This is a genomic window from Polaromonas sp. CG_9.11 (genome assembly GCF_015752225.1).
Taxonomy (GTDB): domain Bacteria; phylum Pseudomonadota; class Gammaproteobacteria; order Burkholderiales; family Burkholderiaceae_C; genus Polaromonas.
On sequence record NZ_JADOVE010000011.1, the window covers coordinates 71,799 to 86,224 of the forward strand.

Here is a 14,426-nt window from a genome sequence, read left to right on the forward strand (position 1 = left end):
GCCGCGCTTTTGCAAAATACAGATACTGTCAAAGTTTTTACCTTGCTGAACACATACGCGAGCCGACTCTACCTGAGTTCCAACATTTTCCCATCGGGTCCTTCATCATGAAACATTCCAGAGTTCTCATTCTTGGCTCAGGCCCGGCTGGCTACACCGCTGCCGTGTATGCGGCACGCGCCAACCTCAAGCCGGTGCTGATCACCGGCATGGCCCAGGGCGGCCAACTCATGACCACCACCGACGTGGACAACTGGCCAGCCGATGTCGACGGCGTCCAGGGACCCGAGCTGATGCAGCGCTTTCTGGCGCATGCCGAGCGGTTCAATACCGAAATCATTTTTGACCACATCAACCAGGTGGACCTGCGCCAGCGTCCGTTCACGCTGACCGGCGACAGCGGCACCTACACCTGCGACACGCTGATCATTTCCACCGGCGCATCAGCCAAATACCTGGGGCTGGAATCGGAAACCGCCTTCATGGGGCGCGGCGTCTCCGGATGCGCCACCTGCGACGGATTTTTCTATCGCGAACAGGAAGTCTGCGTGGTGGGCGGCGGCAACACGGCGGTCGAGGAAGCGCTGTACTTGTCCAACATTGCCAGCAAGGTCACGCTGGTGCATCGCCGCGACACCTTCAAGGCCGAGGCCATCCTGATCGACAAGCTGCATGAAAAAGTCGCCAGCGGCAAGATCGAGCTGCAATTGCACCAGACGCTCGACGAGGTGCTGGGCGACGCTTCCGGCGTGACGGGCGTCCGGCTCAAAAGCACGAAAACCGGCGCCACGCAGGACCTGGCGCTCAAGGGCTGCTTCATCGCCATCGGCCACCATCCGAACACCGACATCTTCGCCGGCCAGCTGGAGATGAAGGACGGCTACATCATCACCAAGACCGGCCTGCAAGGCATGGCCACGATGACCAGCATTCCGGGCGTGTTCGCCGCGGGCGACGTACAGGACCACGTGTACCGGCAGGCGATCACCAGCGCCGGCACGGGCTGCATGGCCGCGCTGGATGCCCAACGGTTTCTGGAACAAACCGAGTAAAGTCGGCTTTCGGGCCAGTGACGCATGCCGTTGTTTCCGGGGCAGCCAAAACGCTGGATTTCGGCTAATTTTTTTTTCGGGCTATAATTTATGGCTTAGCTGAGCATTCGTAGGGTCTGTCCAGCACAGGCCCGTTGGGTTTTTTAGCATCCTATTTCTAATTTTTTACGGAGAGTGCGCTCATGGCACGCGTCTGTCAGGTAACGGGCAAAGGCCCGATGGTGGGAAACAATGTTTCTCACGCAAACAACAAAACCAAGCGTCGGTTCATGCCCAATCTGCAGTACCGCCGTATCTGGGTTGAAAGCGAAAAGCGCTTCGTGCGCCTTCGCATCACTGCAGCAGGTCTGCGCTTGATTGACAAAAACGGCATCGATGCAGTCCTGGTGGACCTGCGTGCCCGCGGTGAAGTTTAAGGAGAACTACCATGGCTAAAGGCGGACGCGAAAAAATCAAGCTGCAGTCGACTGCAGGCACCGGTCATTTCTACACGACCGACAAGAACAAAAAGACCACTCCTGAAAAAATGCTGATCATGAAATTTGATCCCAAGGCACGCAAGCACGTGGAATACAAGGAAATCAAGTTGAAGTAATTCAACTTGCCTCCTCCACGCCTTCAGGTGTTGCTAAAAAACCCGCTGTCACCGCAGCGGGTTTTTTTATGCCCAAGCCGTTCAGCTTGGCCGCCTGCCGGCAAGGAATGCGGGATTTGACAGGGCGGCTGTACATTGCCACTTCCCCACTTCCCCACTTCCCTTGCCTGCCGTGTTCGTCGATGCAAAAAAAAGCCGCCTCAGCGAGGGTTCGCTGCAGCGGCTTTCGCGTTTTTCAAAAAACGCCTGTGGAGAATGATCAGGCGCGGGCAGAACGCAGTTTCATAGAGAATTCGCGCAGCGCAGCGATGCCGCTTTCTTCGGCCCGATGGCACCAAACCTGGAGGTCAGCGGCGAGTTGTTCGCGCGACGCTGATGTGCTCAGCCACAACTGGCGCAACTCCTCGCGCATCGTGACCATCTTGTCGAGCACCGGATACTCGGCGCGGACCTGGGCCACTTGCGGCCTGGCGGCTGCCGGCACCTTGTCTTCGTCGCGGTGCAGCCAGCGATTGGCCAGCTTCAACATCGAAACATCAGCTTTTTTGGCTTTGAGCAAGGCAATTTCAACCTCGCCGGCGCGGCGCAGTTCACGGGCATAACCGGCCATGACCTCATAGCGGTGGGCGATCAGGGCTTCGAGCGTTTTCTCGTCGGCCACCGGCTGCACCGCACCCAGTTTGAGCCTTGGCGGCACCTTTTTCACAGCCGCCAGACCGACCATCTCCATGGCGCGGATATAGCCCCAGCCAATGTCGAACTCGTATGGTTTGACAGAAAACTTGGCCGACGTGGGATAGGTGTGGTGGTTGTTGTGCAGTTCTTCGCCGCCAATGATGATGCCCCAAGGCGACACATTGGTGCTGGCATCGGACGCCTCGAAATTGCGATAACCCCAGTAGTGGCCAATGCCGTTGATGATGCCGGCCGCCGTGATGGGAATCCACATCATCTGCACTGCCCACACGCTCAGCCCGGCAGCGCCGAAGAGCGCCAAATTGAGGATCAGCATCAGGCCGACGCCTTGCCAGCTGTAGCGGGTGTAGAGATTGCGCTCGATCCAGTCATCGGGCGTACCGCGACCATATTTGGTAATGGTTTCAAGGTTTTTCGTCTCGGCCCGGTACAGTTCGGCGCCGGTGAACAGCACGGTCTTGATGCCATGGGCCTGCGGGCTGTGCGGGTCTTCCATAGTTTCACATTTGGCATGGTGCTTGCGATGCACGCCAACCCATTCCTTGGTGACCTGGCCGGTGGCCAGCCACAGCCAGCAGCGGAAAAAATGTGCGGGAATGGCATGCAGGTCGAGCGAGCGGTGCGCCTGATGACGGTGCAGGTAAAGCGTCACGCTGACAATGGTGATATGCGTCGTCACCAGCGCGTAAAGCACGATTTGCCACCAGCTTGCTGCCAGGAGGCCATGCGCCAGCCAGTCAAGGGCGGCATCGAACAAAAACATAAAAGTCCTTTGGGATAAGTCCAGGACCGCCACGCATTCAAGGCTTGTCTCCAAGGTGGCGCCAGACAACCTTGGATTATAAATTGATGCGCCTGAATCTTAAAGACCCTTCAGCGAGGAAGCAACGGCTGCAATACCTTAGACCGGCTTCGTCAACAAGGCAGGTCCTCCCTCGCCAAAGGGTTTTCAGGCAGACGCCGCCTCAGGCCTTTTGCCAGACCGCCGCAAAAAACCCGTCGGTCTGGTGCAGGTAAGGCCAAAGCCGCAGGTACGGACCCCGGCAGAGTTTGTTGGCATGCTCGACGCCGATATGGGTTAGCAGGGGCGCCGCTTCCAGCACCTGAAAGTCCGGATTCGCCGCGCTGAAGGCCTCGGCAATCGCCTCGTTTTCCTCGCGCAGGATGCTGCAGGTGGCGTACACCAGCCGTCCGCCCGGCTTCACCAGGCGCGCAGCGCTCTGCAAGATGGCGGTCTGCTTGGCGGTCAGCTCTTCAATCGCCTTCGGGTTGTGGCGCCATTTCAGGTCGGGGTTGCGCCGCAGCGTGCCCAGGCCCGAGCACGGCGCATCGACCAACACCCGATCGATCTTGCCCGCCAGCCGCTTGATGCGGTCGTCGCGTTCATGCGCAATGGCCACCGGATGCACGTTCGACAGGCCGCTTCGCGCCAGGCGCGGCTTGAGCGCGGCCAGCCGGTGCGCCGACGTGTCAAAGGCATACAGCCGGCCGGTGGTGCGCATGGACGCGCCCAGCGCCAGGGTCTTGCCACCGGCGCCGGCACAGAAATCCACCACCATCTCGCCTCGCTTGGCATCGACCAGCAGCGCCAGCAGCTGCGAGCCTTCGTCCTGAACTTCGATGGCGCCGCGCTTGAAGGCGTCCACATTCGCCAGCTGCGGCTTGTCGGTCAGGCGCAAACCCCAGGGTGAATACGGCGTTGCCACGGTTTTAATGGCTGCCCGTGCAAGCTCCTTCTGCACGTCAGCCCTCTTGTCCTTCAAGGTGTTGACGCGCAGGTCAAGCCCGGCCTGCGTGTTCAGGCTTTCGACCAGCGGCCAGAAGTCGTCGCCCAGCTGCGCTTTGAGCGGCTCGACCAGCCACTGCGGCAGGTTGTGGCGGTGCAACTCCATCAGGTCGGCCGGCTTGACCTGGTCGCAGCGCGACAGCCAGTCTTGCTCCTGGTCGGTCAGTGCGCCAGACAGAAAGTCGCGCGGCGCAGCAAAGCCCAGGATGGCCAGGCGCCGCTCGGGCACGCCATAGCCGTGCTGGGCCATGTAGACATAGAGGTTTTTCTTGCGCAGCACGCCATAGATGGTTTCAGCCACGGTGGCGCGCTCACGCGGGCCCAGCCGCATTTCGCGAAAATAGCGCGACACCACCATGTCGGCAGGATGGTCAAATTTAAGAACCTGCTTAAGAAGCTCGGTACAACAGTCGAGTAAGGCGTTAGGATGCATCGCCCTATTGTCCCAGCTTCTCTCTTGCCTGTTAATTGCCCATGCCAGATTCTTTGCCGCCACTGATTGAAACCTCGCCGGGACTTTACCGCCACTACAAAGACCTGCCCTACGAAGTCATCGGTACGGTGCGCCACAGTGAAACCCTGGAGCCGATGACGCTGTACCGTGCGCTGTATGGAGAGCGCGGCTTGTGGGTGCGGCCGGCGGCGATGTTCAACGAAGAAGTGGTGATTGACGGCGTAAGCCAGCCGCGCTTTGCCCGCCTGCCCGATGAAGTATTGCGATAAACGCAAGATATTCTCGATAGCAACAACGGCCACAGCCTGGCACTGCCCTTCCTCACCAGCCAGGGCCGCAGAACCGGCTTTGCCGGGCTGCAGGCGCAGCGGCCCCCTCGGGGGGCAGCGCAGTACGCGAAGCGACAAGCGTGGGGGCCATTCCACTGATAATCAGCGGTTATGTCCGAAACCACTGAAATCGCCAAGCAAGTCAAGCGCCGCCGCACGTTTGCCATCATTTCCCACCCTGACGCGGGCAAGACCACGCTGACTGAAAAGCTGCTGCTGTTCTCGGGCGCCATCCAGATCGCCGGCAGCGTCAAGGCCAGAAAAGCCGCGCGCCATGCCACGTCCGACTGGATGGAAATCGAAAAGCAGCGCGGCATTTCCGTCGCCTCGTCGGTCATGCAGATGGAATACCGCGACTGCGTCATCAACCTGCTCGACACACCCGGCCACCAGGATTTTTCCGAAGACACCTACCGTGTGCTGACCGCCGTCGATGCCGCGCTGATGGTGATCGACGCGGCCAACGGCGTCGAGCCGCAGACCCGGCGTCTGCTGCAGGTCTGCCGCGCGCGCGGCACGCCGATCCTGACCTTCGTCAACAAGATGGACCGCGAAGTGCAGGACCCGATGAGCGTGATGGACGAGATCGAGCGCGAACTCGGCATGGCCGTCGTTCCCTTCACCTGGCCGGTCGGCATGGGCAAGCTGTTCCACGGCGTGTATGACCGGCGCGAAGAACGCATGCGCGTCTTCAGCCCCGGCGAGGACAAGGCCGGCGGCGACGATGAAATCCTGGCGGGCCTTGACAACCTGGAGGCCACCAAACGCTTTGGCGCCGAATTCACCCAGGCGCAGGACGAGCTCGAACTGCTCGAAGGCGCGTCACCCGAATTCGACCGCGAGGAATTCCTGGCCGGCAAGCAGACGCCGATGTTCTTCGGCTCGGCGATCAACAACTTCGGCGTGCAGGAGGTGCTCGACGCGCTGGTCGATCTGGCGCCGGCCCCTGCCGACCGCCCGGCCATGCAGCGCATCGTGCATCCGGAAGAAAAGAAATTTTCCGGCGTGGTGTTCAAGATCCAGGCCAACATGGACCCGGCGCACCGCGACCGCATTGCCTTCTTGCGTGTGGCCAGCGGCGAATTCACGCGCGGCATGAAGCTGAAAGTCGTTCGCAGTGGCAAGGAACTGCGGCCCAATACGGTGGTGAGCTTCATGAGCCAGCGCCGGGAGCTGCTGGACACGGCGTTTGCAGGCGACATCATCGGCATTCCCAACCACGGCGTGCTGCAGTTGGGCGACACGCTGACCGAAGGCGAAGCCTTGCAGTTCACCGGCCTGCCCTTCTTTGCGCCGGAAATGTTCCGTGCCGTGGAAGTGGCCGACCCGCTGCGCAGCAAGCAGCTGCGCGCCGGGTTGACGCAATTGGGTGAAGAAGGCGCGATTCAGGTGTTCCGTCCGATTGCCGGATCGCTCTTGCTGCTGGGCGCCGTCGGCCAGCTGCAGTTCGAAGTGGTGGCGCACCGGCTGGAGCATGAATACGGCGTCAAGGCGCGCATCATGCAAAGCAATTTCAACCTGGCGCGCTGGGTGACCTGTGATGACCCGAACGAGTTGAAAAAATTCATGGACGCCAATGCCCACCGTGTCGCGCTGGACGCCGTCGATGCGCCGACGCTGCTGGTGGACCACAGCGCCACGCTGCGCGCCGTCGAGCAACAGTGGCCCAAGATCAAGTTCCATGCGCTGCGCGAGCACGCCGGGCTGGTGTTTCAGTCAAAAATGTAGTGTTTCATGGCTTTTGCGCATGCTGGACATACGCTGACAGCTACTTTTTTTATAGCATTCAGCATCCGTCGAATCATGTCACGCATGAAAAGCCTCAAAACACTTTCCCGTTACCTGCTGGGCGCGCTGTTCATCGGCGCAGGGCTGAACCACTTCTGGCACACCGATTTTTATGTGGCCATGATGCCGCCCTACCTGCCCTGGCCGCTGGCGCTGGTGTATGCCAGCGGCATTGCCGAGGCAGGCGTCGGCGCCCTGCTGCTGCGGCGACGCTGGCAGGTGGTGGGCGCTTGGGGAATCGTCGTGGTTTCGGTGGCGGTGTTTCCTGCCAATGTGCAGATGGCGCTGCATCCCGAGCTGTTCCCGCAGTTCAGTGTTCCGGGGCTGTGGCTGCGTTTGCCAATGCAGCTCGTGCCCGTTGTCTGGGCCTGGTGCTACACGCGGGGCGCAAACCGAAACCATGCCACCTGAATGCAAAAAAGGCGGCCTGCAGTCCACGGACCGCAAGCCGCCCTTTCAGGGTCGGCGTATCACCAACAAGGCTTACTTGGGCAGCAGCACCTTGTCCACGACATGGATCACGCCATTGGACTGGATCACGTCGGCGATGGTCACGGTGGCCGAGCCGCCCTTTTCATCCATCACCATGACTTTGCCGCCCTTGGCAGTGGCGGTCAGGTTGCCGCCGGCCACGGTTTTCAGCGTTGCTTTGCCCTTGCCTGCGGCAATCGCCTTGGTCAGCGCGGCGGCGTCCATCTTGCCGGCCACAACGTGATAGGTCAGGATGCCGGACAGCATGGCCTTGTTTTCAGGCTTGAGCAGGGTGTCGACCGTGCCGGCGGGCAGCGCGTCAAAAGCGGCGTTGGTCGGCGCAAACACGGTGAACGGACCGGGGCCTTTCAGCGTTTCCACCAAGCCGGCAGCCTTGACCGCGGCGACCAGCGTGGTGTGGTCCTTGGAGTTGATGGCGTTGTCAATGATGTCCTTGGTTGGCAGCATCGAAGCGCCACCGACCATCACCTGTGCAAATGAGGGCACAGCCGAAAGGGACAGGGCCATGGCCAGACCAATGGATGCGAGCTTGTGTTTTGTTTGCATGTTGAATCCTTGAAATGAAGTTGAGGTGGGTTGAGGTTCCTCGCCTGCCGGAATCAAGATGGATTCGCGACCAGCTGTACTAAATACGGTGCCATGAGCCAGCCGGATTCAAATCCTTACTTCTTGCAACAAGTTGCCTCCATCCAGTTCACCTGGAATCAAGGATGTTCTGCCCACCTGATCAACGCAGGTTGCGCGCAAAAAAAGCGCGAACCGCCTGGGGATAAATCAAATGTTCCTGCGTCAGGACGCGGGCAGCCAGCGTGTCCGCCGTGTCAAAGGGCAGCACCGGCACCGCTGCCTGGGCCAGGATGTGGCCGTGGTCCAGTTCGGCAGTCACCTGGTGCACAGTGGTGCCGGCCAGCGTGCAGCCCATGTCGATGGCGCGCTGGTGCGTGTGCAGGCCGGCAAAGGCCGGCAGCAGCGACGGGTGGATGTTGACCAGCCGGCCGGCATAGTGCGCGACAAAGCCGGTCGTCAGGATACGCATGAAGCCGGCCAGCACCACCAGTTGCGGCGCATGCGCCTCGATGCACGACATCAAGGCTGCGTCGAACGCCTCGCGCGACGCAAAGTCACGGTGGTTCACAACATCGGTGGCAATGCCCAAGTCCCTGGCCAGCGCCAGGCCACCAGCGTCCGGCTTGTTGCTGATAACGGCGGCAACCCGAACGCCCAAGGTGTCTGGCCAGTACTCTTTTTGCGCAGAGCGGGCGATCGCGGCCATGTTCGAGCCGCTGCCTGAAATCAGGATGACGATGTTTTTCATTGTTCTAAGATTATCCCCATGAGACCACTGACCCCCCACGAAGCCCGCGTGCTGGCCACGCTGATGGAAAAAGCCCGCACCGTTCCCGACAGCTATCCGCTGTCGCTCAATACGCTGGTGCTTGGCTGCAACCAGAAAACCAGCCGCGACCCGGTGATGGACCTGACCGAAGCGCAGGCGCAGGCCGCCATCGACACGCTGAAAAAACAAAGCCTGGTGTTCGAGGCCAGTTCCAGCCGCGTGCCGCGCTTCGAGCACAATTTCCAGCGCGGCTTTGGCGTGAGCGAGCCGCAGGCGGTGCTGCTCGGCCTGTTGATGCTGCGCGGGCCGCAGACGCCGGGCGAGTTGCGGCTGAGCAGCGAGCGCTGGTACAAGTTTGCCGACATCGCCAGCGTCGAAGACGCGCTGGCCGAACTGAAAGCGCGCGGCGACGACAGCGGCGCGCTGATGGTCGTGCAGCTGGCGCGCGCGCCCGGCATGCGCGAGCAACGCTGGGCGCACCTGCTGTGCGGCGAATCGCTGTCAATGCCCTACACACAGGCGGGCACGGGCGATGAGGCGGTCAACCGGGAAACCGAGCCGGTTTCCCTGGGCCAGGCCGAACGAATGCAACAGCGTATTGAATTGCTTGAAAGCCAGGTGGCGCACCTGTATAAAGAACTCGGGCTGTCACAGGCCTGACAGGTCGGCACGCTGGTCCGTGCTAAAAATCAGACAACTGGAGACACCACCCATGGATTTAGCGTTTACCCCCGAAGAACAAACCTTTCGCGAAGAAATTCGCGCCTGGGTCAATGACAACCTGCCATCCGACATTTCGCACAAGGTGCATAACGCCCTGCGCCTGTCGCGGGACGACATGCAGCGCTGGGCCAAGATCCTGGGCCAAAAGGGCTGGCTCGGCCACGGCTGGCCCAAGGAATTTGGCGGCCCCGGCTGGAATGCGGTGCAAAAACACCTGTTCGAGGAAGAATGCGCGCTGGCCGGGGCGCCGCGTGTCGTGCCCTTTGGCCCGGTGATGGTGGCGCCCGTCATCATGGCCTTTGGCAGCCCGGAACAGCAACAGCGCTTTTTGCCCGGCATTGCCAGCGGCGATGTCTGGTGGTCCCAAGGCTACAGCGAGCCGGGTGCCGGCTCCGACCTGGCATCGCTCAAATGCAAGGCCGAGCGTCAGGGCGACAAATTCATTGTCAACGGGCAAAAAGCCTGGACCACATTGGGCCAGTACGGCGAATGGATTTTCTGCCTGGTGCGCACGTCCAGTGAAGGCAAGCCGCAAACCGGCATTTCGTTTCTGCTGATCGACATGGCCTCGCCTGGCGTCACCGTCCGTCCGATCAAACTGCTCGACGGCGAGTGTGAAGTGAACGAGGTCTGGTTCGACAACGTCGAAGTGCCGGCAGAAAACCTGATTGGCGAGGAAAACAAGGGCTGGACCTACGCCAAATACCTGCTCGGCCACGAGCGCACCAACATCGCCGACGTGAACCGCTCCAAACGCGAACTCGAACGCCTCAAGCGCATCGCCAAGACCGAAGGCGTCTACGATGACCTGCGCTTTCGCGACGAAATCGCCAAGCTCGAAGTCGATGTGGTGGCGCTTGAAATGCTGGTGCTGCGCGTGCTGTCGGCGGACAAGTCGGGCAAGAACTCGCTCGACATCGCCGGCCTGCTCAAGATCAAGGGCAGCGAAATCCAGCAGCGCTATGCCGAACTCATGATGCTGGCCGCCGGCCCGTTCAGCCTGCCGTTCATCGAGGAAGCCATGGAGGCCGGCTGGCAGGGCGACTTCCCCGGCGGCGAGGTGGCCGATGCGCCGCTGGCCTCGACCTACTTCAACCTGCGCAAGACGACGATTTACGGCGGCTCCAACGAAGTCCAGCGCAACATCGTCGCGCAGTTCGCGCTTGGTTGAGTGAACAAGACTTAAAGGACAAACATCATGGATTTTGATTTCACCGATGACCAGGAATCACTGCGCGACGCCACACGCAAGTGGGTTGACAAGGGTTACGACTTTGAACGGCGCGGCAACATCGTCAAGGCAGGCGGATTTTCACGCGAAGCCTACGGCGAGCTGGCCGACCTGGGCCTGACCGGCCTTTACATTGCCGAGGACGACGGCGGCATCGGCATGGGGCCGGTCGAGGGCATGGTCGTCATGGAAGAACTCGGGCGTGGCATCGTGCTCGAACCCTTTGCCCAGACCCTGATCGCCAGCGGTGTGCTGTCTGTGCATGCGCCGCAAGCTGTCAAGGCGGCCTGGCTGCCAAAAATCGCGACGGGCGAAAGCCTGGTCGTGCTGGCCTATCAAGAGCGCTCCGCACGCTACCATTTAGAAAAATGTGAAGCAAAAGCGGCTTCTGCGCAGGATGGATGGGCGCTGACAGCTATTAAAAGCATAGTACCTGCCGGTGACCAGGCCGATGCCTACATCGTTCCCGCAATGGCCGACGGCCAGATGGCACTGTTTCTGGTGGAACGCTCGGCGGCCGGCGTCACGACGCGCGGCTACGGCACGCAGGACGGCGCGCGCGCCGCCGACCTCACGCTGGACAACGCGCCCGCCACGCTGCTCACGCTGGACGGCCTGGAGGCGCTGGCGTACGCCATCGACATCGGCATCGCCGCCACCTGCGCCGAAGCCGTCGGCGTGATGGACCGGGCGCTGGCCGTCACGGTCGAGTACATGAACACGCGCAAGCAGTTCGGCGTGACCATCAGCAGCTTTCAGGCGCTACGCCACCGCATCGCCGACATGAAAATGCAGCTCGAACTCGCCCGCTCGATGAGCTACTACGCCTCGCTCAAGCTCAATGCGCCGGCGGACGAACGCCGCCGGGCGTTGGCCCGGGCCAAGTACCAGCTCGGTGTGTCGATGCGCTTCGTTGGCCAGCAGGCGGTGCAGCTGCACGGCGGTATCGGCGTGACCGACGAGTACATCGTCAGCCACTACTTCAAGAAACTGACCCAACTTGAAATGAGCTTTGGCGACACGCTGCACCACCTGGGTGAAGTCTCCAGCCACATGCAGGACACGGCGGGCGTTTTCGCCTGACAACCCCTGGCTTTGCCGAAGATGGAGCGCAACTGCACGTCGTCCAAAGTCAGGTCAGGTCAGGTCAGGTCAGGCAATAGTTGACCGGTTCCAGTTTGGGAGGCAACACGCTTTCATCCAGCGATTCGAGCCGGTTGATTTCAATTGCCCGGCACAGCGTGTCGAGTGGCAAATCATTGGCTTCCAGGCCAAAAAAGGTGTAGGCGACCACGAACGGCGTCATGAAGCCGATCGTATCGACCAGACCGAAGGGCAGCAAAAAGCAGTACAGGTAGGCCGTGCGGTGCAGCAGCAGTGTGTAGGAAAAGGGAACGGGGGTGCTTTTGATGTGTTCGCAAGAAGCTGCCGCCGCGTTCAGGGCCGACAAGGTGTGGTCAATGGTCACCGTCAGGCAGGGGTCAATCCAGCCCATGCGCTGGCACTGCCCCAGTTCCTTGCCCATTTCCAGCACCAGCCGGTCGTGCTTGTTGGACGCGGCCTGAAGCAGGGACCACTCGGCCTGGGGCACCCAGCGGCGGATTTCGCTGTAATCGGTCTGGTCACGCAACTGCAGGCGCAGGGCCTGCACAAAGGCGATGGTGCGGTACACCAGTCGCAGGCGCGCGGCCAGCACCTCGGGCATCTGGGCAGGCATGTCTGAATCCGGCTGGATAAAGCTTTGGCACTGCCGGGACAGCGAGTGGCAGCGCAGCACCAACTCGCCCCACAGCTTTCGGCCTTCCCAGTAGCGGTCATAGGCGACCGAGTTGCGAAAACCCAGAAAAATGGCCAGCGGCAGGGCCATCAGGGTGAACGGAATCGTCGTCAGCGTGATCTTGAGGGCAAAAAGTTGCCATGCACCACCGTCACCACAACCGCACTGAGCGTGTTGACCAGCAAGGTGAGGTGAATCCGTTTCAGGATCGAGCCGCGCACCACAAGAAAAAGACGGATGCCGGAAGGCCGATCACGAACGATCATAAAAAATGATTAAGGGGAAACCCTTAATTGATCATAGCGCCGCAACACAAAGCACCGCGATTCAAAACCAGTCGCGTCTCAACTGAGCAGGCGCGACGACTTGGGTACATGCGCCATCAGGAACTCCATCTGGTCGGCCAGGATGCGGCGGTTGCGCAGAATGAAGTCTTCCCACAGGCTGGGAACATAAGGCGTGTAGAGCAGCGGCATGTGGGCCTGCTCGGGCGTGCGGTTGCTCTTGCGGTGGTTGCAGGCGCGGCAGGCGGTGACCACGTTCATCCAGGTGTCCACCCCGCGCTGCGCCAGCGGGATGATGTGTTCGCGCGTCAGGTCGTCCTCGTCCACATGATCGGCGCAGTAAGCGCACACATTGCGGTCGCGGATGAACAGCTTGCTGTTGGTCAGCCCCGGCACCAGGTCGAAGGGGTTGATGCTGGGAACGCCCTTGGTGCCGATGATGCTGTTGACATGGATGATCGACTGCTCGCCCGTGATGGCGTTGTGCCCGCCGTGGAAGGTGGCGACGCGCGCGCCCATCTCCCAGCGCACTTCGTCAGCCGCGTAATGCAACACGGCCAGTTCAAGGCTGATCCAGGCTTGGGGCAATCCCTGGGCGGAGAGTTTCAGGACCTTCAAAACGAACCTCCATCAACATGGAAACACGAGGGCAAACGGTCAATGGGTCAATATACAGTGAAATGGTGAAACTGGTGTGAAAACTGCTCCAATCGACATTTCCCGCCTTTCATGTTTTGACAGCCGGGCCGTGGCGCCATAAAAACGATAATCCGTTGCATGAAAATTTTCCGCGGTCACCACCATCCTCAGCTGGCATCCGAGTGCGCCCTGACCATTGGCAATTTCGACGGCGTCCACCGGGGCCACCAGGCCATGCTGGCCCTGCTAAAAAACGAGGCGCGGCACCGGGGCGTTCCCAGTTGCGCCGTGACCTTCGAGCCACACCCGCGCGACTATTTTGCGGCACTTGCCCGCAAGCCTGAGCTGGCGCCTGCACGTATTGCCACGCTGCGCGACAAGCTCGTCGAACTCGACCGCTGCGGCATTGACCAGTGCGTGATCCTGCCCTTCAACGCCCGGCTGGCGTCGCAGCCGCCTGAAGTATTCATCGAGGAAGTGCTGCTCAAGGGATTGGGCGCGCGCTATGTCCTGGTGGGCGACGACTTCCGCTTTGGCCTGAAGCGCGCAGGCGACTATGCCATGCTCGACGCCGCCGGCGACCGGCTCGATTTCGATGTGGCGCGCATGAACAGCTACGAAGTGAGCAAGACGCGGGTGTCCAGTTCGGCCGTTCGCCATGCACTGGCGCAGGGCGACATGGCCCGGGCTTGCAGCCTGCTGGGGCGGCCCTACAGCATTTCTGGCCATGTTGTACACGGACGCAAGCTGGGGCGCGACCTGGGCTTTCGCACGCTCAACCTGCGTTTTTCGCACTGGAAACCGGCAGCCAGCGGCATTTTTGCAGTGCTGGTGTACTGCCTGGACAACAAGCCGCTGCGGGGCGTGGCCAATCTGGGCATCCGGCCTTCGCTCGATCCGGATGATGTCAACGGCGGCCGTGTGCTGCTGGAAACGCATTGCCTCGACTGGCCCACCCGCCTTGGTGCGGAGGGAGCGTACGGTAAAATCATCCGTGTGGAACTGCTACATAAACTGCACGACGAATTGAAATATGACGGTCTCGACAGCCTGAAAACCGGCATTGCCCGGGACTGCCAAGATGCGCGTGCGTTTTTCGCCTCGATGCACCTTGAAACCACCCGCCAGACCACGCGCGACCGAATTTAGACGATCTCGTCGCGTCTGCCTTCGCCCATTGACTTTTTTCCGGTGAATGGCGCTCCAACTGCCCTGCCCCGCGGCTACGTCCCTTCAGGCCGCCC

Annotated in this window: 15 protein-coding genes and 1 pseudogene; 10 read left to right on the forward strand and 6 right to left on the reverse strand. The window is 61.0% G+C overall.

The genetic code is table 11. From position 1 onward, the window contains the following. Nucleotides 1–107 precede the first annotated feature (107 nt). The 3 genes from trxB (at nucleotide 108) to rpmG (ending at nucleotide 1,647) form a co-directional block, all read left to right on the forward strand. Complete coding sequence (gene trxB, locus IWX85_RS10825; RefSeq protein ID WP_036805289.1) at nucleotides 108–1,052, forward strand: thioredoxin-disulfide reductase; 945 nt, start codon at nucleotides 108–110, stop codon at nucleotides 1,050–1,052. A gap of 182 nt (nucleotides 1,053–1,234) precedes the next feature. Then, nucleotides 1,235–1,468, forward strand: coding sequence for a 50S ribosomal protein L28 (gene rpmB, locus IWX85_RS10830; RefSeq protein ID WP_036805292.1), 234 nt, complete (start codon nucleotides 1,235–1,237; stop codon nucleotides 1,466–1,468). Nucleotides 1,469–1,479: 11 nt separating this feature from the next. Further along, entirely contained in the window at nucleotides 1,480–1,647 is a 168-nt protein-coding gene (rpmG, locus tag IWX85_RS10835) for a 50S ribosomal protein L33 (protein ID WP_011802584.1), read from the forward strand. 259 nt (nucleotides 1,648–1,906) lie between these two features. On the opposite strand, the gene IWX85_RS10840 is transcribed toward rpmG, so the two are convergent. Further along, nucleotides 1,907–3,106 (reverse strand): acyl-CoA desaturase, encoded by a 1,200-nt coding sequence (locus IWX85_RS10840; protein WP_036805295.1) that lies wholly within the window; start codon nucleotides 3,104–3,106, stop codon nucleotides 1,907–1,909. A gap of 202 nt (nucleotides 3,107–3,308) precedes the next feature. Then, nucleotides 3,309–4,562 (reverse strand): RsmB/NOP family class I SAM-dependent RNA methyltransferase, encoded by a 1,254-nt coding sequence (locus tag IWX85_RS10845; RefSeq protein ID WP_036805299.1) that lies wholly within the window; start codon nucleotides 4,560–4,562, stop codon nucleotides 3,309–3,311. 41 nt (nucleotides 4,563–4,603) lie between these two features. Between IWX85_RS10845 and IWX85_RS10850 the strand changes: the two genes are divergently transcribed. The 3 genes from IWX85_RS10850 to IWX85_RS10860 all read left to right on the forward strand — a co-directional run bounded on the left by IWX85_RS10850 (nucleotide 4,604) and on the right by IWX85_RS10860 (nucleotide 7,111). Then, entirely contained in the window at nucleotides 4,604–4,852 is a 249-nt protein-coding gene (locus IWX85_RS10850; protein ID WP_196869737.1) for a DUF1653 domain-containing protein, read from the forward strand. A 171-nt stretch (nucleotides 4,853–5,023) separates the two neighbouring features. Further along, complete coding sequence (locus IWX85_RS10855) at nucleotides 5,024–6,640, forward strand: peptide chain release factor 3 (RefSeq protein WP_036805305.1); 1,617 nt, start codon at nucleotides 5,024–5,026, stop codon at nucleotides 6,638–6,640. 84 nt (nucleotides 6,641–6,724) lie between these two features. After that, nucleotides 6,725–7,111, forward strand: a complete 387-nt coding sequence (locus IWX85_RS10860) for a MauE/DoxX family redox-associated membrane protein (RefSeq protein ID WP_036805309.1) — start codon at nucleotides 6,725–6,727, stop codon at nucleotides 7,109–7,111. Between the two features lie 72 nt (nucleotides 7,112–7,183). Here the strand turns inward: IWX85_RS10860 and IWX85_RS10865 are convergent, their stop codons facing one another. Together IWX85_RS10865 and purN are read right to left on the reverse strand one after the other, a co-directional pair. Then, nucleotides 7,184–7,738 (reverse strand): fasciclin domain-containing protein, encoded by a 555-nt coding sequence (locus IWX85_RS10865; protein ID WP_196869739.1) that lies wholly within the window; start codon nucleotides 7,736–7,738, stop codon nucleotides 7,184–7,186. A 181-nt stretch (nucleotides 7,739–7,919) separates the two neighbouring features. After that, entirely contained in the window at nucleotides 7,920–8,507 is a 588-nt protein-coding gene (purN, locus tag IWX85_RS10870) for a phosphoribosylglycinamide formyltransferase (protein WP_036805316.1), read from the reverse strand. An 18-nt stretch (nucleotides 8,508–8,525) separates the two neighbouring features. Here purN and IWX85_RS10875 point away from each other — a divergent pair, with 18 nt between their 5' ends. From IWX85_RS10875 to IWX85_RS10885, 3 genes are read left to right on the forward strand one after another with little or no spacing between them, the layout of a single operon-like run. Continuing rightward, nucleotides 8,526–9,188, forward strand: coding sequence for a YceH family protein (locus IWX85_RS10875; protein WP_196869740.1), 663 nt, complete (start codon nucleotides 8,526–8,528; stop codon nucleotides 9,186–9,188). 52 nt (nucleotides 9,189–9,240) lie between these two features. Further along, complete coding sequence (locus tag IWX85_RS10880) at nucleotides 9,241–10,422, forward strand: acyl-CoA dehydrogenase family protein (protein WP_036805318.1); 1,182 nt, start codon at nucleotides 9,241–9,243, stop codon at nucleotides 10,420–10,422. A 27-nt stretch (nucleotides 10,423–10,449) separates the two neighbouring features. Next, nucleotides 10,450–11,565 carry an acyl-CoA dehydrogenase family protein gene (locus IWX85_RS10885; protein ID WP_196869741.1) on the forward strand — a complete coding sequence of 372 codons (1,116 nt, stop codon included), beginning with the start codon at nucleotides 10,450–10,452 and terminating at the stop codon, nucleotides 11,563–11,565. A 64-nt stretch (nucleotides 11,566–11,629) separates the two neighbouring features. Here the strand turns inward: IWX85_RS10885 and IWX85_RS10890 are convergent. After that, nucleotides 11,630–12,525: pseudogene (locus tag IWX85_RS10890) on the reverse strand (bestrophin family protein). 78 nt (nucleotides 12,526–12,603) lie between these two features. Beyond that, the gene (locus IWX85_RS10895) at nucleotides 12,604–13,161 is read right to left on the reverse strand and encodes an HNH endonuclease (RefSeq protein WP_036805320.1); all 558 of its coding nucleotides are present in this window, start codon (nucleotides 13,159–13,161) and stop codon (nucleotides 12,604–12,606) included. Between the two features lie 159 nt (nucleotides 13,162–13,320). Between IWX85_RS10895 and IWX85_RS10900 the strand changes: the two genes are divergently transcribed. After that, the gene (locus tag IWX85_RS10900) at nucleotides 13,321–14,331 is read left to right on the forward strand and encodes a bifunctional riboflavin kinase/FAD synthetase (RefSeq protein WP_196869742.1); all 1,011 of its coding nucleotides are present in this window, start codon (nucleotides 13,321–13,323) and stop codon (nucleotides 14,329–14,331) included. The last annotated feature ends 95 nt before the right edge of the window (nucleotides 14,332–14,426 follow it).